The organism is Arthrobacter sp. NPDC057013 (assembly GCF_042674585.1).
Taxonomy (GTDB): domain Bacteria; phylum Actinomycetota; class Actinomycetes; order Actinomycetales; family Micrococcaceae; genus Arthrobacter.
Window position 1 is genome coordinate 36,926 of sequence record NZ_JBHUSE010000015.1, and the last position, 19,143, is coordinate 56,068.

18 protein-coding genes and 2 tRNA genes are annotated in these 19,143 nt (G+C 66.7%); 18 read left to right on the forward strand and 2 right to left on the reverse strand.

The features are described 5' to 3' along the window. Positions 1 to 289: 289 nt before the first annotated feature. The 16 genes from rplU to ACFTSA_RS17400 all read left to right on the forward strand — a co-directional run bounded on the left by rplU (position 290) and on the right by ACFTSA_RS17400 (position 13,661). A complete protein-coding gene (gene rplU, locus ACFTSA_RS17325; RefSeq protein WP_003803420.1) occupies positions 290 to 598 on the forward strand; it encodes a 50S ribosomal protein L21 in 309 nt (102 codons plus the stop codon). Positions 599 to 657: 59 nt separating this feature from the next. Further along, the gene (gene rpmA, locus ACFTSA_RS17330; protein WP_003803426.1) at positions 658 to 921 is read left to right on the forward strand and encodes a 50S ribosomal protein L27; all 264 of its coding nucleotides are present in this window, start codon (positions 658 to 660) and stop codon (positions 919 to 921) included. Positions 922 to 1,039: 118 nt separating this feature from the next. After that, positions 1,040 to 2,629 (forward strand): GTPase ObgE, encoded by a 1,590-nt coding sequence (gene obgE, locus ACFTSA_RS17335; RefSeq protein ID WP_377952842.1) that lies wholly within the window; start codon positions 1,040 to 1,042, stop codon positions 2,627 to 2,629. 64 nt (positions 2,630 to 2,693) lie between these two features. After that, positions 2,694 to 3,791, forward strand: a complete 1,098-nt coding sequence (gene proB, locus ACFTSA_RS17340; RefSeq protein WP_377952924.1) for a glutamate 5-kinase — start codon at positions 2,694 to 2,696, stop codon at positions 3,789 to 3,791. Positions 3,792 to 3,817: 26 nt separating this feature from the next. Next, the gene (locus ACFTSA_RS17345; protein WP_377952843.1) at positions 3,818 to 5,167 is read left to right on the forward strand and encodes a glutamate-5-semialdehyde dehydrogenase; all 1,350 of its coding nucleotides are present in this window, start codon (positions 3,818 to 3,820) and stop codon (positions 5,165 to 5,167) included. A gap of 78 nt (positions 5,168 to 5,245) precedes the next feature. After that, the gene (locus ACFTSA_RS17350; RefSeq protein WP_331573004.1) at positions 5,246 to 5,470 is read left to right on the forward strand and encodes a hypothetical protein; all 225 of its coding nucleotides are present in this window, start codon (positions 5,246 to 5,248) and stop codon (positions 5,468 to 5,470) included. A gap of 13 nt (positions 5,471 to 5,483) precedes the next feature. Further along, positions 5,484 to 6,140: a nicotinate-nucleotide adenylyltransferase gene (gene nadD / locus ACFTSA_RS17355; RefSeq protein ID WP_377952925.1), complete on the forward strand. Its 657-nt coding sequence runs from the start codon at positions 5,484 to 5,486 to the stop codon at positions 6,138 to 6,140. Between the two features lie 7 nt (positions 6,141 to 6,147). Beyond that, positions 6,148 to 7,449: a hypothetical protein gene (locus ACFTSA_RS17360; protein ID WP_377952844.1), complete on the forward strand. Its 1,302-nt coding sequence runs from the start codon at positions 6,148 to 6,150 to the stop codon at positions 7,447 to 7,449. 48 nt (positions 7,450 to 7,497) lie between these two features. Continuing rightward, positions 7,498 to 7,899 carry a ribosome silencing factor gene (gene rsfS / locus ACFTSA_RS17365; protein ID WP_377952845.1) on the forward strand — a complete coding sequence of 134 codons (402 nt, stop codon included), beginning with the start codon at positions 7,498 to 7,500 and terminating at the stop codon, positions 7,897 to 7,899. Between the two features lie 100 nt (positions 7,900 to 7,999). Next, positions 8,000 to 8,072: transfer RNA gene (locus ACFTSA_RS17370), tRNA-Ala, on the forward strand. A gap of 188 nt (positions 8,073 to 8,260) precedes the next feature. After that, positions 8,261 to 8,336 (forward strand) — tRNA-Ala (locus ACFTSA_RS17375). A 137-nt stretch (positions 8,337 to 8,473) separates the two neighbouring features. Continuing rightward, complete coding sequence (locus ACFTSA_RS17380) at positions 8,474 to 8,986, forward strand: hypothetical protein (protein ID WP_377952846.1); 513 nt, start codon at positions 8,474 to 8,476, stop codon at positions 8,984 to 8,986. A 177-nt stretch (positions 8,987 to 9,163) separates the two neighbouring features. Then, complete coding sequence (locus tag ACFTSA_RS17385; RefSeq protein ID WP_377952847.1) at positions 9,164 to 9,760, forward strand: hypothetical protein; 597 nt, start codon at positions 9,164 to 9,166, stop codon at positions 9,758 to 9,760. A 163-nt stretch (positions 9,761 to 9,923) separates the two neighbouring features. Beyond that, entirely contained in the window at positions 9,924 to 11,081 is a 1,158-nt protein-coding gene (locus tag ACFTSA_RS17390) for an NAD(P)-binding domain-containing protein (protein WP_377952849.1), read from the forward strand. A gap of 57 nt (positions 11,082 to 11,138) precedes the next feature. Beyond that, positions 11,139 to 12,287: a class I SAM-dependent methyltransferase gene (locus tag ACFTSA_RS17395; RefSeq protein WP_377952851.1), complete on the forward strand. Its 1,149-nt coding sequence runs from the start codon at positions 11,139 to 11,141 to the stop codon at positions 12,285 to 12,287. Between the two features lie 120 nt (positions 12,288 to 12,407). Continuing rightward, positions 12,408 to 13,661: an ROK family protein gene (locus tag ACFTSA_RS17400; protein WP_377952853.1), complete on the forward strand. Its 1,254-nt coding sequence runs from the start codon at positions 12,408 to 12,410 to the stop codon at positions 13,659 to 13,661. Between the two features lie 19 nt (positions 13,662 to 13,680). On the opposite strand, the gene ACFTSA_RS17405 is transcribed toward ACFTSA_RS17400, so the two are convergent. Further along, positions 13,681 to 13,878, reverse strand: coding sequence for a hypothetical protein (locus ACFTSA_RS17405; protein ID WP_003800990.1), 198 nt, complete (start codon positions 13,876 to 13,878; stop codon positions 13,681 to 13,683). A 91-nt stretch (positions 13,879 to 13,969) separates the two neighbouring features. Further along, entirely contained in the window at positions 13,970 to 15,049 is a 1,080-nt protein-coding gene (locus ACFTSA_RS17410; RefSeq protein WP_377952854.1) for a hypothetical protein, read from the reverse strand. Positions 15,050 to 15,730: 681 nt separating this feature from the next. Between ACFTSA_RS17410 and ACFTSA_RS17415 the strand changes: the two genes are divergently transcribed. Continuing rightward, positions 15,731 to 16,696 (forward strand): methylenetetrahydrofolate reductase, encoded by a 966-nt coding sequence (locus ACFTSA_RS17415; RefSeq protein ID WP_377952855.1) that lies wholly within the window; start codon positions 15,731 to 15,733, stop codon positions 16,694 to 16,696. Between the two features lie 67 nt (positions 16,697 to 16,763). After that, positions 16,764 to 19,106, forward strand: a complete 2,343-nt coding sequence (gene metE / locus ACFTSA_RS17420) for a 5-methyltetrahydropteroyltriglutamate--homocysteine S-methyltransferase (protein ID WP_377952856.1) — start codon at positions 16,764 to 16,766, stop codon at positions 19,104 to 19,106. The last annotated feature ends 37 nt before the right edge of the window (positions 19,107 to 19,143 follow it).

Consider the following 19,143-nt stretch of genomic DNA (forward strand, 5'->3'; position numbering starts at 1 on the left):
CGGCATTGGATGTCCGGAACAGCGCCCCTGTGGCGCCTGTCACGGGCAAACCGCCGGTGCCAGCCTCATTTGCGGCCGACGACGGAATTAGCGTATTCTAGATCTTCGGTGCTTACGCCAACACTTGGGTTATGACCCGGGATCGTCCAGTCGGACTTATTCCTGGGATAGCTCACGGGTTCCCCCGGGGAATCCACGGCGTTGAGGCACAGCGAGAACCAGGCCAATTTCCGGACCCGGGTTCCGCACGCAAATTTAGTAATAGACGTCGAGAGAAGTGAGTTCCCAAGTGGTGTACGCGATTGTCCGCGCAGGCGGCCGCCAAGAGAAGGTTTCCGTTGGAGACTTCGTTACCCTGAACCGCGTCGCCGGTGGAGCTGGCAGCACCATTGAGCTGCCCGCGCTGCTCCTGGTAGACGGTGACAAGGTCACCTCCGCAGCTGCGGACCTGGCCAAGGTAACTGTTACGGCTGAGATCCTCCAGGACCTCCGTGGTCCGAAGATCGTCATCCAGAAGTTCAAGAACAAGACCGGTTACAAGAAGCGCCAGGGTCACCGTCAGGAACTGACCAAGGTCAAGATCACCGGCATCAAGTAACCTCCGGGTTACTGAACAGGTTCCCAACAGTTTTCCAGAATTAAAGGCAGGCATTCCAAATGGCACACAAAAAAGGCGCGAGCTCCACTCGCAACGGTCGTGACTCCAACGCCCAGTACCTCGGCGTCAAGCGCTTCGGCGGCCAGGTAGTTTCCGCTGGCGAAATCATCGTCCGCCAGCGCGGCACCCACTTCCACCCCGGTGCGGGCGTTGGCCGTGGCGGCGACGACACCCTGTTCGCACTGCAGGCAGGTGCCGTTGAATTCGGCACGCGCCGCGGCCGTCGGGTCGTCAACATCGTTGCTGCTGCAGCTGCAGAGTAACAACCAGTTCTGAAGCGGTGGAGCGGGCCATGATGGCTCGCTCCACTGTTCTTTTAACCGCATTACAATCGATTTGGACGTCCAGGACGGCCGGATTCAGCAACAGAGGAGATTCACCGTGGCGAGCTTTGTAGACCGGGTAGTACTGCACGTATCCGGCGGTACCGGCGGCCACGGGTGTGTCTCCGTCCACCGTGAGAAGTTCAAGCCGCTGGGCGGACCCGACGGCGGCAACGGCGGCGACGGGGGCGACGTCATCCTGCGCGTCGACTCGCAGACCACCACGCTGCTCGACTACCACCACGCACCGCACCGGCACGCCACCAACGGCGGCCCCGGCATGGGTGACTGGCGCGGCGGCAAGAACGGCGAAACCCTGGTCCTTCCCGTTCCGGACGGCACCGTCGTCAAGACCAAGGACGGCAAGGTCCTGGCCGACCTCGTGGGCGAAGGCACCGAATTCGTCGCAGCCTCCGGCGGACAGGGCGGGCTCGGAAACGCCGCGCTGTCCTCCCAGAAGCGCCGCGCGCCTGGTTTCGCGTTGCTCGGCATCGAGGGTGACGCCAGCGATATTGTCCTGGAGCTCAAGTCGATCGCCGACATCGCCCTGGTCGGTTTCCCCTCCGCCGGCAAGTCCAGCCTGATCGCGGCCATGTCCGCCGCGCGGCCGAAGATCGCCGACTACCCCTTCACCACCCTTATCCCGAACCTTGGCGTGGTCCAGGCCGGTGACGTCCGCTTTACCATTGCCGACGTCCCCGGCCTCATCGAAGGCGCCAGCGAAGGCAAGGGCCTGGGCCACAACTTCCTGCGACACGTCGAGCGCTGCGCAGCTTTGGTGCACGTTTTGGACTGCGGTACGCTGGAATCTGACCGAGATCCGCTCTCCGACCTCGCAATTATCGAAACCGAGCTCGAAAAGTACGCGGTGGACATGAGCTACGCCGGCGCGAACGGCGCAGTTGTTCCGCTCAACCACCGCCCCCGGCTCGTGGCACTTAACAAGGTCGACCTGCCGGACGGCAAGGACATGGCAGAGTTTGTCCGGCCGGAGCTGGAATCCCGCGGCTACCGCGTCTTCGAAGTGTCGGCCACGAGCCATGAGGGCCTGCGCCAGCTGGGCTTCGCCATGGCAGAGATCGTCCAGGCCGCCCGCGACAGCGTGGAAGCCACGCCGCCGAAGGTGCACGCACCGGTACTGCGGCCCCGCGCCGTCAACGAGACCGGTTTCAGGATCCGCCGCGAGGAGAAGAACCTGGAGCCGCTGTTCCGCGTGCTGGGTGAGAAGCCCGTGCGCTGGGTCAAGCAGACGGACTTCACCAACGAGGAAGCCATTGGCTACCTTGCCGACCGCCTGGCCAAGCTCGGAGTCGAAACCGAGCTGTTCAAGCAGGGCGCCAAGCCCGGCGACACCGTGGTGATCGGCGAGGACGACGGCGTGGTGTTCGACTGGGAGCCGACCATGATGGCTGGCGCCGAGCTGCTGGCCTCGCCGCGCGGCACGGACGTCCGCTTTGCCGACATCGGCGACCGTCCCACCCGCAGCCAGAAGCGCGAGGAACAGATCGAGCGACGCGAGGCGAAGGCAGCGGCACGGGCCGAGCTGGAAGCCGAGCGCAAAGCCGGCATCTGGACCGAGTCCGTCAGCGCGCGCCGGGCTGCCCAGCCCCTGAAGGAGAGCGGACTGACCACCGAACATGAGGAGTGAACCCGCACACGTGACCGATTCTTCCGCAATTGTCATCGAGGAACCCAGGACCGACGACCGCAGCATGCTCGCCAGGGCGCGACGGATTGTGGTCAAAGTAGGATCGTCGTCCCTTACCAGCATCAAGGGCGGAATATCGGAGGAGGCGCTCACCGAGCTTTCGGATGTGCTGGCCGCCAAGTGCAACGCGGGAACCGAGATCATCCTCGTTTCGTCGGGCGCCATCTCGGCCGGTCTGGCGCCGCTGGGCCTGGCCAAGCGTCCCCGGGATCTCGCCACGCAGCAGGCCGCGGCCAGCGTGGGGCAGGGCCTGCTGATGGCACGGTACACGCACGCCTTCGCCGCCCACGGCGTCACGGTGAGCCAGGTGCTTCTCACCGCAGATGACCTCATGCGGCGCAGCCATCACCAGAACGCATTCCGTGCCCTCAACCGGCTGCTGAACCTCGGCGTCGTTCCCGTCGTCAACGAGAACGACACCGTCGCCACGCACAAGATCCGTTTCGGCGACAATGACCGCCTGTCGGCCCTCGTGGCGCACCTCGTGCGCGCCGATGCGCTGGTGCTGCTGTCCGACGTCGACTCCCTGTACGACGGCCCGCCCGCCCAGGGCGCCAAGCGGATTCCCCAGGTGGACGGTCCGGAGGACCTCGACGGCGTTTCCATCGGCAAGACCGGCAAAGCCGGAGTGGGCACCGGCGGCATGCAGACCAAGGTCGAGGCCGCCCTCATGGCCGCAGATTCGGGCATCCCGGCGCTCGTCACCTCCACCGGCAACGCCGCCGCGGCGCTGGCCGGCGATGACGTTGGCACCTGGTTCACCGTCAACGGGGCACGCAAATCCGTGCGGATGATGTGGCTCGCGCATTTGGCCCACGTGCAGGGCCGGCTGTTCCTTGACGCCGGCGCCGTCAGGGCCGTGCGGGACAACCACACCTCGCTGCTGCCCGCCGGCATCACCTCCGTCGAAGGCAGCTTCGAAAGCGGCGACGCCGTCGAAATGGTCTCGCCCGATGGCGCCGTCGTGGCCCGCGGCCTGGTGAACTACTCCGCGGCGGAACTGCCGCAGATGCTCGGACGGTCCACCGTGGAGCTGGGGGAGGCCCTGGGCCGCGGATTCGACCGTGAAGTTGTTCACGTTGACGACCTGGTTCTGGTCTAGCCGCCGGACTCGCCTAGACTTGAATGATGACTGAGGCACTGATGAACCAAGCAGCTGAGACATCCAACGACGCTACGACGGTCCCCACCCTGCCGGCAGACAGCCAGCCCACACCGGCTGACGTCGAGGCCGCCGTCTACGCGGTCGCCGACCGTTCCCGCCAGGCCGCCCGCAGCATGGGCCGCGCCAACCGGGCCTGGAAGGACAAGGCCCTGCGCGCCATCGGCAGCGCCCTGCTCGCGAACAAGCAGCAGGTCCTCGCCGCGAACGCCAAGGACGTGGAAGCGGGCCGCGCCAACGGCACGTCCGCCGCCCTCCTTGACCGGCTGACCCTCAACGACACGCGCATTGCCGCCCTCGCCGCAGCCCTGGAGAACCTGGCCGGCCTGCCCGATCCCGTGGGCAATGTGGTGCGCGGACAAACCCTGCCCAACGGCCTGCGCCTGCGCCAGGTCAACGTCCCCATGGGCGTCGTGGCAGCCATTTACGAAGCCCGTCCCAACGTCACGGTGGACATCGCCGGCCTGGCGCTCAAGAGCGGCAACGCCGTGATCCTCCGCGGTGGTTCGGCCGCGGCCTTCACCAACGAGGCCCTCATCCGCGTGCTGCGCGATGCCCTGGAGTCCGTGGGCCTGCCGGCCGATGCCGTGCAGTCCGTGGACCGGTACGGCCGCGAGGGCGCCAACGTGCTCATGCGTGCCCGCGGACGCGTCGACGTCCTGATTCCCCGCGGCGGCCGTGAGCTGATCCAGACCGTCGTCAACAACTCCTCCGTGCCCGTCATCGAGACCGGCGAGGGCAACGTCCACATCTTCATCGATGAGTCGGCCAGCGAAGACATGGCGGTGGAGATCCTCCTCAACGCCAAGACCCAGCGGCCCAGCGTGTGCAACACGGTGGAGACGCTGCTCGTGCACTCCGGCTCCACGGTTCTGCCCGCGGTCGCCGCGGCCCTGAGCAAGGCGGGCGTCCGGCTGCATGCCGATGACCGTGTGCGGGCCGCGCTCCCCGCGTCGGTGGAAGCCCTGCCGGCAACGGACGAGGACTGGGCCACCGAGTACATGGACCTGGATCTCGCCGTGGCCATGGTGGACAGCCTGGACGACGCCGTGAAGCACATCCGGACCTGGTCGACGGGACACACCGAGGCCATCCTGACGAATGACCTGCGGAACGCCGAGCGCTTCATCGCGGAAATCGATTCCGCTGCGGTCATCGTGAACGCCTCCACGCGGTTTACGGACGGCGGGGAGCTGGGCCTGGGGGCCGAGGTCGGGATCTCCACGCAGAAGCTTCACGCCCGCGGCCCGATGGGCCTGACCGAGCTGACAACCACCAAGTGGATTGTCCAGGGCGAGGGCCAAGTCCGCTCCTGACATAGCGGTAACATAGTAAAGAAGTCCAGACCGGCGGGAATTTCCGCCGTCGTCATCCTTTTATTCCTAGGGGAGAAAATGCTGCTCCAGCAGATTGCCGCGTCAGTTGCCGAACACGAGGAAAGGGCACCCCTGTGGGCCGAGCCCTGGGTCTTCGGCGTCTCGATGTTTGCCCTCTTCGTGGTGCTGATGTTCGTCACCCTCTCCTACACCAACCTGGGCAACCGCCACAGCGCGGTCGACGAGCACGCCGACCCGCACCGCCAGCACCCCAACAAGCACGACCACGGCCAGGGCCACTAAGATTTCCGCCGCACTGCACCACAGGGATACGCAGCGCCGGCTGCGGCTGGGCGTGATGGGTGGGACTTTCGATCCCATCCATCACGGCCACCTTGTGGCCGCCAGCGAGGTGGCCGCCAAGTTCGGACTTGACGAGGTCGTGTTCGTGCCCACTGGCCAGCCGTGGCAAAAGTCCAGCAAGAAGGTCAGCGAACCCGAACACCGTTATCTCATGACGGTGATCGCCACAGCATCGAACCCGCGGTTTACGGTCAGCCGTGTCGATGTGGACCGTCCCGGTCCCACCTACACCATCGACACCCTCCGCGACCTGCGGACGCAGCGGCCTGACGCCGACCTGTTCTTCATCACCGGCGCTGACGCCCTGGCGCAAATTCTGTCGTGGAAGGACATCGACGAGCTCTGGTCGCTGGCCCACTTTGTGGGAGTTACCCGGCCAGGCCATGAGCTCGACGGCATGGGCCGCAAGGACGTCAGCCTGCTCGAGGTCCCTGCGATGGCGATCTCGTCTACCGACTGCCGCGCCCGCGTTGCCGCCCATAACCCGGTGTGGTACCTGGTGCCGGACGGCGTTGTGCAGTACATCGCGAAATACGGGCTCTACGCAGCACCGGCGGGGAACTGCAGGTCCGAAACTACCGAGACAAACGATCCAGCCAGTACTGAATGAGTTTGAGATGAGTCAGGAACAGCAACCGATCCGCAGCCGCCGGGAACTGCGCAAGGCCCGGGATGAAGCGCTGGCCACGAACCGGAACGCCGCCCCTCCGGGTGCCGGCGAGCAAGCCCCTGCCTCGAAACCACCTGTTTCAAAAGGTCCCGTGTCAAACCCGCCTGCTTCGAAGCGTCCGGCCGCCGGCGACACCAGCCAGGAAGACACCGGGCGAGTGCGCCGGGTAGCGCCGGGCCCCGTGGACTCCCCGCCGGCCGTTTCAGCCGCCGAGCGTTCGTCACAGATCCGTGCCCGGGACCGTGCGGCACTGCGGACCATCAAGGAGCTGGCCGAAAAGGAAGAGCAGCTTTCCGGCGGTGGGCCGCCCACACGCCGCCAGCTGCGGCTAATGCAGCTCAAGGAGCAGGCCGTCACTTCGGCGATGCCCATTGTGCCACCGGCCGACGGCGGTGCCTCCACCGGGAAATCGCCCGCTTCTGCGTCTGGCTCCTCTTCCGGTACGTCCGGCAGAGGTGCCCCGGCCGCCGGCCCCAAGCCGGCAGCTCAGCCGGCCGGAGGTCCCGGTCCGCGGCCAGCGGCGCCTGCGGGGGACGAGCTGCCCGATGGCATGACGGTGGAGCAGGCCCTTGAGGCCCGTGCCCTCCTGGCGGAGCAGGCCAAGAACCAGATCGCCAAGATGGAGCACATCGCGGCGACGGACCCTGAGGCCGTGGATCCGGAAATCCTTGCCCAGCAGATTGCCCTGGCCGAACGGGCCGCCGTGCTCAACAAACGGGCCATGGCCAAGCAGAAGCTGGCCGAGCAGAACACCACGCCCCAAACAGGCCACAACGGTCCGTCCACCGCCAGCAACCTCGCCATGGTGACGCCGCTGGAATTTGAACAGGTTCCGGGTGTGGACCGTCCCGTCATGAAGCGGCCGGCCACGTCGCATGTTCCCGTGGTGACCAACCCCGGTCCGCGGGTCCCGGCCCGGGGCAACCGGGCCGCCAAAGCGGCCCGCTCGGCCGGGCCGTCCACCGGGCGGTCGCGGGTCATCGCCCGGGCAGAAGCGGCCGCGCGTTCGGCAGCTGCGCCTCCGGCCAGTGCCCGCCAACCTGCCTGGACCCATGAGTCCGGCGACGACGTTTCGGCGCTGCCGCCGGTGTCTGCCAAGTCCGCCTACGGGCTGGAACCCCTCGACGCAGCCACCGCCGGACTCGCGCGGGCCAACCGGCTGAAGCTGATCCAGCTTGGCGTGCTGGCGCTCGGCGCCATCGCCCTCGTTGCCGGCGTCATCATGATTATCAGCGGCCTTTCACGCTGACTTCAACCAGTACAACCACCTACGCTTTTCATCACCACAAGGAGTCCCGTGACTGCATCCGAATCGTCCGTCACCACAGCCCGGCACGCAGCCAGGGCCGCGGCGGACAAAATCGCCCAAAACATCGTCGCCCTGGACGTCAGCGAACGCCTGGCCCTGGCCGACGTGTTCCTCATTGCCTCGGCACCCAGCGAACGCCAGGTCAACGCCATCGTCGACGGCATTGAAGAGGAACTCATCAAGCAGGACCTCCGCCCGGTCCGCCGGGAAGGCCGTTCGGCCGGCCGCTGGGTCCTGCTCGACTACGCCGACGTCGTCATCCACGTCCAGCACGAGGAGGACCGTGTCTTCTACGCCCTGGAACGGCTCTGGAAGGACTGCCCGGTAGTGGACCTGCAGCTGGGAGATGACGCCTCGGCCAAGGCCGCCGTCACCGCCGAACAGGAGTAGGCCGCGGGACCGAATATGCCCGATTTGGAATTTTCGGAAACGCTGTTCTAAGATATTTGAGTTGCTTCGGAGAGATCGAAATCTGAAGCGGCAAGAATATGGGGCTGTGGCGCAGCTGGTAGCGCACCTGCATGGCATGCAGGGGGTCAGGGGTTCGAGTCCCCTCAGCTCCACCGGATAATCCGCCGGAATCGAAAGATTCCGGCGGATTTTTCTTTGCCCGAAAGGGGCGTTCACCGGGCTTTTGGGCCGCAGGTGAACGTGACGGAAGCCACATGCCCTCGATTCGCATCCTGGCGATTTCTGGACTACGCTGGTCGGGTTGCTTCGGGGAAACGCAAAGTTTCGGAGGGAACAGTTTGGGGCTGTGGCGCAGCTGGTAGCGCACCTGCATGGCATGCAGGGGGTCAGGGGTTCGAGTCCCCTCAGCTCCACCAAGTAGCCGCCGGTCCATGGTGTAACCATGAACCGGCGGCTTTTTTCGTTAAGCCCGCACTCCCGGCGCCCCGAATCTTTGACGAATCTTGGATATTCGTTGGGCCCTTCGTAGCCGCTTTGCCTCTAAAGTGGAGCCATGAAAACGGGAGCTGCCTTGGTGCTGTCCGTCGCGGGGATACTCGCTGCGGGCTCGGCGGCCCTTGCCGTCAATACACAGGTGCTTAGCGTTTCGCCCACCGGGACCGGAAATGCAAACCTGGTCCTCCTTCCGAACGTTCCCGTGCCGGGTCCTGCCGCCACCGCAGCACCAAAGGCCACCCCACAGGCGACCGGCGCTCAGAAAACGGCCACTCCGGTGAAGTCCGGCCCCGCAAAGCCGGGCTCCCCGAAAGCCGGTGCAGCGGCATCAACCGCCGCCAAACCTAATCCGGCGAAGTCCGCCCCGGTCACCGCGCCCGGGACTGCGGCCGGTTCCGCGACTGCACCGTCATCATCCGGCCCCGGCGGGGGAACGGTGACTTTTCAGCCCGCTCCCGCGCCGGCTGTGGTGGTCCCGGTTCAGCCCGGGGACGACAAGGGCGGCCTGCGGAAGGCGCCGGAGCCAGGCGATGGCAGCGGCGGCAGCGGCGGCCACGGCGCCGACGACTGACCCCGCCCGTATTGCGTCTCCCTGCCCGCTTTACCCTTTCCTGCGCGTGCCCTTCCTGTGCACGCCGCTTCCGCCCGCCCCGCCGTGGGATTGCCGGGAGAACAGCGAGGGCAATCTTGGACAAGTCTTGGATTTCCTCTGCACCTATCCTCGACGGCGAATTTCTACTGTGGAGCCATGAAGACAAGAGCAGCCCTCGCACTATCCGTCGCCGGCATCCTCCTCACCGGAGGTGCCGCCTTCGCCACCACCCAGACGCTGAGCAACACCGGCTCGGGTACCAGTGACGACACGCAGAGCGTCCTCGTAGCGGACGACTCCGCCACCAGAACACCGGCCCCCGCCGTCAGTTCCGCCGAGGCAACCGCGAAGACAACCGATGACCCGCAGGCCGGGGACAAGAAGGCATCAGCGGCAAAGAAGGCCCCCAAGCCAGCGCAAGCAGGCGACGACAACGGAGGCCAACGTACCGCCACCGAGCCCGGCGACGACGCCGGCGGAACCGTGGCAGCGCCGGTGCAGAACTTCGTGGGCAGCGGCTCCATCTCCGTCGAGCCGGGTGACGACAGGGGCGGTCTGAGGAGCAGCGCGGAGCCCGGCGACGACAACGGCGGTCTCCGCTCAGACCAGGCACCCCGGGTTGCTGAGCCGGGCGATGACCACGGGGGGCTGCGGACGGCGCCCGAAGCCGGCGACGACAAGGGTGGAGACCACAAGGCCACCGAACCCGGCGACGACAGCGGAGGCAGCCGCGGCCACGGCAGCGACGACTGACACACGAGACCATCAACCGAAGGCCCGGAGGTCCTCCTGCACCCGGTGTGCAGGAGGACCTTCCCCGTTTCCGCGGGCAGCAGCCAGGCCCGCGCGTACCACGGACGGCGGGCGCCTAGGATGAAAATGTGGAGCGGATAGGCAAACCGGGGGAGCAGCACTGTTGAGCGGTGAAACGGTAACGAGCAGAGGAACCCGGCACGCCGACGTCGTGGTCATCGGTGCAGGGCAGGCGGGACTCTCCGCCGCGTTCCACCTGCGCCGCCGCGGCTTCACGCCCGCTGCCGCCACAGAGCAGCCAGTTGGCGCGGCGACGGCAGTAGGTCCAGGACGGACGTACGCGGTGCTCGACGCAGAGGACGGCCCGGGCGGAGCCTGGCGGCACCGGTGGAAGAGCCTGCTCATGGCCACAGTCAACGGCATCAGCGACCTCCCCGGCATACCGCAGCCGGACGTCGACCCAAGGGAGCCGAGCTCGGCATTCCTCAGCCGGTACTTCGCCGCCTACGAGCGGCAGGTGGGGCTGGCCGTCGAGCGGCCGGTCAAGGTGCTCGCCGTAGAACGCGAAGATGCTGACCCGGCTGGACGGCTCAGGATCACCACGTCCGACGGCGGATGGACAGCACGCGCCGTCATCAACGCCACGGGCACGTGGACCAGGCCATTCTGGCCGATTTATCCGGGCCAGTTCACGTTCGGCGGCCGTCAGCTGCACGTGGCCGACTACGTCTCCGCCGAGGAGTTCCGGGGCCTGCACGTCATCGTTGTGGGCGGCGGGATCTCCGCCGTCGGGCTGCTGGACGAAATCTCCAAGGTCACATCGACGAGCTGGTTCACGCGCCGCGAGCCCGTATGGCGGGAGGGGTTCGACCGGCAGGCCGGGCACGACGCCGTTGCCCTGGTGGAAGAACGGGTACGGCTGGGCCTGCCGCCGCAAAGCGTCGTGGCCGCCACCGGACTCATCTGGACGCCTGTGCTCCGGGCGGCAGCCGCACGCGGCGTGCTGGACCGCCGGCCGATGTTCACCGCGATCGAGCCCGGCGGCGTCAGGCTGGCGGACGGCGGGTTCCTCGCAGCGGACGTGATCCTGTGGGCCACCGGCTTCCGCGCCGAGCTGGAGCACCTGGCACCGCTGCACCTGCGGGGCCCGGGCGGCGGGATTGCCATGGAAGGAACGCAGGTGGCGGCGGAACCCCGGGTGCACCTGGTGGGCTACGGCCCGTCGTCGTCCACCATCGGCGCGAACCGCGCCGGCCGAGCCGCGGTGACCGAAATCCTCAAACTCCTGGCGGTCCCCGCAGCCGCGGCGGATCCACGGTAGATTTGCACAGGCGGATTTCCGCCCGGGTAACCAGCAAGGAAGAGGCGGCGGCGACACGTGACAAAAAACGGTCTTGGGCAGGTCCTGGGCTTGCTTCGAAGGCACCCGGATGTCGAGGCCGCCAACCTTCAGGCGTGGGACGCCACCGACGCCCTCCTTCTGGAAGCCGCATCGGATCTGCTCACCCCGGACAGCACGGTTGCCGTCATCGGGGACAACTACGGGGCGCTCACGCTCGGGCTGCTGGCCGGCGGTGCCGGTCCGGTGCCGGCCGGGGTGAAGGTGCACCAGGACCTGATCACGGGGGAGCGGGCGCTGCGCAACAATGCGGCAGCGCTGGGAGTCGCGGCCGGCTTTGCCCAGCTGCCGCTCGGCGCCGAACTGCTGGCCGGCGCGGACCTGGTGCTGCTGCAGCTGCCCAAGACGCTCGCTGAACTCGAAGAGATTTCCGACGCCGTTGCCCGGCATGCGCCCGGCGGTGCAGTTCTGATTGCAGGCGGCCGGGTCAAGCACATGTCCCTCGGCATGAATGACGTGCTGGGCAAGTACTTTGATACAGTCCAGCCGCAGCTGGCCCGGCAAAAATCGCGGTTACTCATCGCCTCGGGCCTCAAGCGTGCGGAAGGAACACCGCCCTACCCCGTGACGGAACACAACGCCGAACTCGATCTCGACATCTGCGCACACGGGGCCGTTTTCGCGGGCACCCGCCTGGACATTGGAACCCGGTTCCTGCTGACGTTCCTGCCGGAGATCCCTGCCGCGGCCAGGGCCGTGGACCTGGGCTGCGGCACCGGGATCCTGGCGGCCATGTATGCGCGCCGGCACCCCCGAACCGACGTCCTCGCCACGGACCGGTCCGCGGCCGCGGTGGCATCGGCGGCAGCGACCGCCCGGGCCAACGGCCTGGCTCCCAGCATCACGGCTGTCCAGGACGATGCCATGAGCACCCTTCCGGCCGCAAGCGCGGACCTGATTCTGCTGAACCCGCCCTTCCACCTTGGCTCCAGCGTTCATGCCGGTGCGGGCCTGAAGCTGTTCGAGGCAGCGGGCCGGGTGCTGGCGCCCGGAGGCCAGCTCTGGACCGTGTTCAACAGCCACCTGCGCTACGTGCCGGCGCTGGAGCGGCTGGTTGGTCCCACCGCGGTGCGGGGGCGGAACACCAAATTCACGGTGGCCGCCAGCGTCCGGCGGGCCGCCGTCTGAGCCCCGCGGCCCGCCGTCGAACCACCCTGTGCCCCCTGCGCGTGGGGCGTACCCGTTGGAAGGTGCGTAACGTACCATTCAGACATTGATAGTGGCCAACAGCAGATGATAGGGGAATCCTTGACCGAGATCCGCCAGCCCTCGCCGAGGCGCGGAACCAACCTGCCCCGGATGGGCGACTTCAACCTCACTGTCATCCTTGATGCGATCCGCCGTGCCGCCGCGGGGCTCAGCCGCGTGGAACTGGCCCAGATCGTGGGCCTGTCCCCGCAAACCATTTCAAATATCTCCCGCCGGCTGCTGGACCAGAACCTCATCGTCGAGGCGGGCAAAGAGGGCACAGGGCCCGGCAAGCCGCGAACCATTCTGCGCCTGAATCCCGCCGGCATGTACGCGGTCGGCGTGCACCTGGACCCGGCCGTGGCCACCTTCGTCGTCCTGGATCTGTTGGGCGCAGTAGTCCAGCATTCGAGCGTGAAAACACCGGACAGCTCCGGCCCCGAAGCGGTCATCGCCGCGATCGCCGCCGAAATCGACAAGCTGATCGAGGCCTCGGGCGTGGACCGGACCAAGATTGCCGGTCTGGGCGTCGCGGCACCGGGGCCCATCGACCATGACAACGGAACGGTGGTGGAGCCCCCGCTCCTTGACGGCTGGGACAGTGTTCCGCTCCGGGACGCGCTGGCCGAAGCCACAGGCCTGTCCGTACTGATGGACAAGGACGTCACGAGCGCCGCGGTCGCCGAAACCTGGGCCGGGGGTGCCTCAGGCGCCGGCAGCTTCATTTTCATGTACATGGGCACGGGCATCGGTTGCGGCATCGTCCTCAATGACGAGGTTGTGCGCGGAACTTCGGGCAACGCCGGCGAGATCGGCCACATCATCGTCGACCCGGACGGAGCCCCGTGCGACTGCGGGCTGCGCGGCTGCGTCAAGTCCACCTGCATTCCCCAGGTCCTGGTCGCGCAGGCGCAGGCGGCGGGCATCCTGGATGAGCCCGGCACCGCCACAAGCGGCTCCGCCGTGCAGGAACGCTTCGCCTTGCTCTGTGAAGCCGCCGAGGCCGGCAACGGCGCAGCGGCTGCCATCATCGACAAGTCAGCCGAACTCGTGGCCCGGGCGGCGTCAGCCGTGGCCAACACCCTGGACGTGGACCGGGTGGTGTTTGGCGGCCCCTTCTGGCCGCTGTTGGCCGGGCGCTACCTGGAGAAGGTCCCCGGCCTGATCCAGCAAAGCAGCGACGCCGGCAACATCCATGCCGTCGAAGTTGTGGGCACGGGCGTGGGGGAGGACGTGGGAGCCGTGGGCGCTGCCTGCCTGGTCCTTGAGCACACCCTTGCGCCCAGGGCCCAGCGGCTGCTGCTGGAAGGCTAATCCTGCTGGACGTTAACCCTCAGTCGATGTCTTCGACGATGGTCCCGTACGGGATCGTGTCGTCCAGGTGTGCCTGGTGTCCCCGGGGAACAAAGAGCACCCGGACGCCATGCAATTGGTCCGCTGCCGACTGGAGGAGAACCGGACGGACCATGTCAACGAAGCTCGGGTCCTTGCCAACGAGGTATTCCTCGTAGCTGGCTGGTAGCTGGATCATGGCATCAGAATAGACCGGATCATGGGCTAAAGGGAGGGTGCCCGGGAACCTCCTGCCGGGCACCCTTTCCCGCATCGGACGCTGCTGCGTACTAGTAGCCGGGCTGAACCGTTGGCTTATCGGTGCCAGGGCTGCTGACGGGCGCAGACGTATCCGTGGCAACCTGAGCCTGCTCCGTCTTGGCGTACACGTTCTTGCTGACCTGGTAGCCATGCCGGTCCAACTTGAGGGCCTCCTGGTTGATTTCCTTCAGCTTGGCATCGGTGAGCTGTTCGATCTTGGCGAGCTCCAGCGTCTCCTGATCCTTGCCGCCTACGGCAGTCACCTTCACCAGACCGGTTCCGGCCGAGTAGTACTTCCTTTGGTGGCCCACAGCGGGTTCGAGCGGGTTGCGTTCGTCAATCACCAGCACATCGTCATAGCAGCCCGTGGCGACGCACACATGGTCGTTCTGCTTGACGACCTGCCCGCAGTCCAGGAAGTCGACGCTCGCCGCGTGCGCCTGGACATAGCTGGGCGTATTGGTCTGGGGGTCCGCCTGCATGGCGATGCCAGCCTGGGCCTCATCCAGGCTGTGGATGAAGGTGGAGGGCGCGCCGGTGAACTTCCCGTTCTCGTATTCCTCTGGGTATTCGCCGAAGAGCCAGACGGTGCCGCTGTTGGTCTGGGCAAAGAACGCCAGTTCGGATTCCACCAGCTCATCTCCCGCATAGTCCCGGTCCCACATGACCTGGGTCTTCACGCCGTCGATGACCTTGGTCAGTCCGGTGATGGTATGCACCACCGTGCGTTTGATGTCTCCGTCGGCGCTCTTGACGTCGCCCGTGGTGGTGTACTGCATGCCGGGCTTGAGCGGGAACCACTTGTTGTCCACGTTGGGGGTTGACTGGAACTCGGAGATGTCAAAGTTGATCGCGGAGCCGGGACCGCAGAGCTCGTCCGCGCCGGCTGTCCCGGTTGAACCGGGGGTGGCGGATCCTGAAGCCGCAGCGCCGGTTGGCGAAGCCGCGGCCGACGTCGCTGTCGGTGCGGCAGAACCGGTGGTGGCCTGCGGGGCGGAATTCTGCTGGGGAGCGCAGGACGTAATGGTGGCCAGCGCCAGGAGGAGTACAAGGGCGGAGCCCGGGGCAGACGGTGCTTTGGAAAGCGGAGGTTTGTGAAGCTGGAACATCTCGATGGCCTTTCGCCGTAGGGATTTCTGGCTTCCAGCAACTCCACCGCGCCGTCAGTGCCGTGCCCGGGCTGCGGCAGAACGCTGGCAAACCGCGCCCTGCCGGCGGGCGAGTCTCGGGACGGTGCGACGCAGGCCGGGAGACGGGCGCGGATCATGTTCACTCGGGACGATTCACCGAGGAAGAACCAGAAGAAGCATCCAGCCTCCTCAACCTGAGACCTTGCCGAATCCGATACGACGTGACAAAAGAATGGACTAATTTCTGCGGTTTGAAAAGGGCCTCGCCGGGCCGGTTTCCGGCGGCCCGGCGACCCCAGGGTCCCTTTCGGCGAAGATAATTCTGAACGGGCAGTCCAACCGGGCGTAAAGCAGCGTCTTAATTCGGCGTCAACTTGAAGGCGTCCCGGTACGGCTTCTAGAGTTCTATACAAGTTACCGAGGTAACGTGTCAGCGATCCTCCGCTGCGGTGAGCCGCCTGCCGGCCGCCAAGGAGGGTGTGGGTGCCCCCATGTGGGCCTGACATTTGCTCACGGTGGACTTCTTTCCAGGCGTAACAGTCGCGGCTGCGCCCTGCTGAAGTCCGTCCCGTGTTCCCCAAACTCAATTCATTGAGCGCATGCTGCCGGGGCCAACCGCCAGGCAGCGCAGCCTTCAATGGCCCATAGCCAAGGACGCAAATGTCACCGCCAAGCCTTATTGACACGCACCCAAATCTTTCCGAGACCGCACCGGTGGCGCTCTCCTATGAGCTCTTTCCGCCGCGTTCGCCTGCTGCAGCCGAAACCCTGTGGACCACCATCCGGGAACTGGAAGCCACCGATCCCGATTACGTGTCGGTTACCTACGGTGCCAGCGGCTCCAACCGGGACACGGCCGTCGAACTCATCAACCGCCTGGTGCTGGAGACCACCCTCCGCCCGCTGGCCCACCTGACGTGCGTCGGCAACACGCCGACGGAGCTCGCCGAAATCATCGGTGAACTGCTCGACGCCGGCGTCCGCGGCATCCTCGCCCTCCGCGGCGACCTGCCAAAGGACAGTGGTGCACCGGTCAGCGGTTCGCTGCGCTACGCCCAGGACCTGATTGAGCTCATCCGCAGGGTCGAGCAGCGGCGTTCCGCGCTGTTGTGCGCCGGAAAGGTTGCCGTTGGTGTGGCGGCCTACCCGACGCGGCATCCGGAATCGCCAAGCGAGGCCCACGACGTCGAGGTGCTGCTCGCCAAGCAGCGCTCCGGTGCCGACTTCGCGATCACCCAGGTGTTCTTCCACAGGGACCAGTACGCGGACCTTCTCACGAGGGCACGCCGGGCCGGCGTCACCATCCCGATCATCCCCGGCGTCATGCCGCTCACCAGCCTGCGCAGGCTCAAGCGCCTCGGCGAGCTGACCGGCGTCGAACCCGCACCGGAGCTCATCGAGCGCATGGCGGCGGCCGATACGGACGCTGAACGGCTCCGGATCGGCGTCAGCGCAACGGTGGACCTGGCCAACGCGGCCCTGGACGCCGGAGCGCCCGGGCTCCACATCTACACCTTCAACGAGCACCAGAGCGCGCTCGAGGTGCTGGACAAGCTGCAGCTCGCCCGGCCGGCCCGCTCCACCAGCCGCCTGAACGCGCTCGCCCGTCGCCAGCTCGCCAGCTGACAGCATTCCTCCCCGAGACCTTCTCAGCTTTCGCAACGATTTTTCGCAACGATTTAAGGAATTTCACATGACTGAACAGACTCCCGTGCAGAGCACGCCCTTCCCGTCCGCCTCGATCCTGGGCTACCCGCGCATCGGCCGCCGCCGCGAACTGAAGAAGGCCGTGGAGGCATACTGGGCCGGCAAGATCGACGCCGCTGCCCTCGACGCTGCCGCCAAGGAAATCCAGCTGGGCACCGCCAAGCGCCTGCAGGGCCTCGGCCTCACCGAAGCCGCTGCGGTTCCGGGCACGTTCTCCTTCTACGACCAGGTGCTCGACGCCGCCGCCCACGTCGGCGCCGTTCCGGCCCGCTTCGGCAACCTCCTCAACGCTGAGGGACAGCTGGACATCGACGGCTACTTCACCCTGGCACGCGGCAACAAGGAACAGCAGCCGCTGGAAATGACCAAGTGGTTCGACACCAACTACCACTACCTGGTGCCGGAAATCGGCCCGGAGACCAACTTCGCACTCACCTCCAACCGCATCGTTGAGGAGTTCGAATACGCGCTCGCCAACGGCGTGGAGACCCGCCCGTACATCGTGGGCCCGGTCACCTTCCTGCTGCTGAGCAAGGCTTCTGACGATGCCCCCGCCGGCTTCAGCCCGCTGTCCCGCCTCGAGGACGTCCTCCCGGTCTACACCGCACTGCTCCAGAAGCTGGCAGCTGCCGGCGCCAGCTGGGTCCAGCTGGACGAGCCTGCCCTGGTTGTGGACCAGGACACCCCCGAGCAGGAAATCCAGGCCGCCGTTGCCCGCGCCTACGAGGTCCTCACCGCTGCCGCCGGCCGCCCGCAGCTGTTCGTCTCCACGCCGTACGGCGCACTGAACGGCCAGCTCGGCACGCTCGCCGCCACCAACATCGACGCCCTGCACATCGACGTCTTCAAGGGCGAGGTTCCCTCCGCCGCAGCACTGGCTGCGCTGGGCACCAAGACCCTCGTTGCCGGCGTCGTGGACGGCCACAACATCTGGCGCAACGACCTGCAGGCCTCGGCCTACAAGATCGCCGAGCTGCAGAAGGGGGTCGCCAAGCTGGCCATCAGCACCTCCACCTCCACCCAGCACGTCCCGCACGACGTCGAGGAAGAGGTCCAGCTGTCCGAGCAGCTGCGCAGCTGGCTGGCTTTCGCCGACCAGAAGGCCGTTGAGGTTGTTACCCTCGCCGGCCTGCTGACCGACGCTGCAGCAGTTCAGCCGGCCATCGACGAGGCCACCCGCATCATCGCCTCCCGTGCCGCAGCCGAGGGTGTCCGCCGCGCCGACGTCCGCGCCCGCACCGAGGCCCTGACCCCGGCCGACTTCAACCGCTCCGAGTACTCGGTCCGCGAAGCCGCCCAGGAAGCAGCACTGCAGCTGCCGCCGCTGCCCACCACCACCATCGGCTCCTTCCCGCAGACCTCGGAAATCCGTTCGGCCCGCGCCCGCAACAACAAGGGCGACCTGACCAACGAGCAGTACGAGCAGCTCATGAAGGACGAGATCAAGCGCGTCGTCGAACTGCAGGAAGAGCTCGGCTATGACGTCCTGGTGCACGGCGAGCCCGAGCGCAACGACATGGTCCAGTACTTCGCCGAGAACCTGGAAGGCTTTGACGTCACGGTCCACGGCTGGGTCCAGTCCTATGGCTCCCGCTGCACCCGTCCGTCCATCCTCTGGGGTGACGTCACCCGCAGCGCCCCCATCACGGTGGATTGGGCCGAGTACGCCCAGTCGCTGACCAGCAAGCCGATGAAGGGCATGCTGACCGGTCCAGTCACCATCCTGGCCTGGTCCTTCGTCCGCGACGACCAGCCGCTGGGCGAGACCGCCAACCAGGTGGGCCTGGCGCTGCGCGACGAGATCGCCGACCTCGAAGCTGCCGGCATCAAGATCATCCAGGTTGACGAGCCTGCCCTGCGCGAACTGCTCCCGCTGCGCAAGGCTGACCAGCCCGCGTACCTGGACTGGTCCGTCAACTCCTTCCGCCTGGCCACCGCCGGTGCAGCGGACGCAACGCAGATCCACACCCACCTGTGCTACTCCGAGTTCGGCGTGATCATCGACGCGATCGACGGCCTGGACGCCGACGTGACCTCGATCGAGGCCGCCCGCTCCCGCATGGAGGTCGTCCACGACCTCGAGTCCCACGGCTTCGGCCGCGGCGTCGGACCCGGCGTTTACGACATCCACTCGCCGCGCGTTCCGGGCGAGCAGGAAGTCACCGAACTGCTGAGCACCGCCGTGAAGCACGTTCCGTCCCGCCAGCTCTGGGTCAACCCGGACTGCGGTCTGAAGACCCGCGGCTACGCTGAGACCGAAGCGTCCCTGCGCAATCTGGTAGCGGCCACCAGGACGGTCCGCGCCGAACTGCTGCAGGAAGCCAAGTAGTAAAAAGGCACCACGTACGACGGCGGGGGGGGGGGCC